Raw genomic sequence first — 1,859 nt, forward strand, 5'->3', positions numbered from 1 at the left:
GGACCAAGCTAAAAGGCAAGTCACCAGTACAATACCGAGAACTTGCCAATCAGTTAGTAGCTTAATTTAGTTGTCCAAACTTGTGGGTTCACTTCAACTTCCAATTTTGGGAGTCCTTTTTTATACAAAATTATCTTTTGATAAGGGTTTAAAAAGAAGAGGGGATGTGCAAAAATGAAAGTGTACACAATCTAAATTTTGGGGATGAAAAAATGAGTGAGAAGATTTACACTGATTACTTTTTTGACGAACCTGCCTACAATACTCATGATGGTGGTTATGTGCCATTAGAGGCACCCGAGACAGTACCACAACCGTTGGGAATCCCGTCTCTATTAAAGCCTGTTAAAGAGACAGCAACGGATACCTATTATGAAGTTGTGGCTCAAGCAGGCGAGACACAAATCCTTCCGGGGGCTAAAACCAAGACCTGGGGCTACAATGCCAGTCTACTTGGACAAAGTATTGTCTTCGAAGAGGGCAAGCACATCCATATTGATTTAATTAATCATTTACCAGAACTTACGACTTTCCACTGGCACGGTTTAAACGTACCAGGACCCTATGTTGATGGAGGTTGTCACGCTCCCGTTTATCCTGGCGAAACCAAGCATATTGATTTCACGGTCAATCAGCCGGCTGCAACTTTATGGTTGCATGCCCATCCATGTCCATCTACTGCAGAACAAGTTTGGCATGGATTAGCTGTCCCCGTAATTGTGAAGGACAAGATTGAAGCTCAATTGCCATTTCCACGTAATTACGGAGTAGATGATATTCCACTAGTTTTACAAGATCGTAAATTTCACGAAGATAATCAGTGGGATTACGACGCTGACTACGATCCTGATGGTGTGCAAGGGCCAACGCCAATGATTAATGGGACTGTTAATCCATACTTTGATGTGACAACCCAACGATTACGTTTGCGTATTTTAAACGGTGCAAACCGTAGAGAGTGGCGGTTGCATTTTGATAATGACCTGCCATTCACGCAAATTGCTTCGGATGGTGGGATTTTACCTGAGCCCATTAAGTTTACCCACCTGATGCTCACCTGTGCAGAGCGTGCCGAAATTATCGTTGATTTTGGGCAGTTTAAGCCTGGCGATGAGGTTGCTTTGTATTCAGACGATGTCGCGATTGTGCGCTTTAGAGTACACGAATTTGAGCCAGATAATACGGTTCTACCAGATCATTTAGTTGATATCGATAGTCCAGAGGTGACAGCAGATGCACCGGTTCATCATGTCGTGATGTCCGGAATGGACGAAGAAGTGATGATGGATGATAAGAAGTTCGGTATGCAACGAATTGATGCCAAACAAGAACTTGGCCACGTTGAGTATTGGGATGTGACTAATACCAACGAAATGCACGGCGGGATGGTTCATCCTTACCATATGCATGGCACCCAGTTCCTTGTAGTTTCTAGAAACGGACACGAGCCGTATCCAAACGAACGTGGTTTTAAAGATACAGTTGGGGTTAACCCAGGAGAAACTGTGCGTTTGAAGGTTTGGTTCGACTATGCTGGCGTCTTTATGTATCATTGCCACATCATTGAGCATGAAGATGGTGGCATGATGGCTCAATTAGAGGTTGTTGATTCCAAGCATCCACAAACATACAAATTGATGGATCATCACACATTGATGAAGGCTTTTGCTGAGGAGCGGGGGATTCCGGTTGAGAAATTACGCTTAGCTGGTATGTCGTCGTACGAAAAGATGAATATGGAAATGTAAATAAGCACAAAATAAAGGGGCTGTGACATAAGTCCCAAAATAAAAGGCACTACCGTCAGATTTTAAAAACTGATGGTAGTGCCTTTTTGATATAATGAAAAATAAAAAAAG

General features: G+C 42.8%; 1 protein-coding gene. It reads left to right on the forward strand.

What is annotated here, in order from left to right:
- Positions 1-212 precede the first annotated feature (212 nt).
- Positions 213-1,748, forward strand: coding sequence for a multicopper oxidase family protein (locus tag LOSG293_RS09730; protein WP_034529827.1), 1,536 nt, complete (start codon positions 213-215; stop codon positions 1,746-1,748).
- Positions 1,749-1,859 lie beyond the last annotated feature (111 nt).

The organism is Secundilactobacillus oryzae JCM 18671 (genome assembly GCF_000740055.1).
Lineage (GTDB): Bacteria > Bacillota > Bacilli > Lactobacillales > Lactobacillaceae > Secundilactobacillus > Secundilactobacillus oryzae.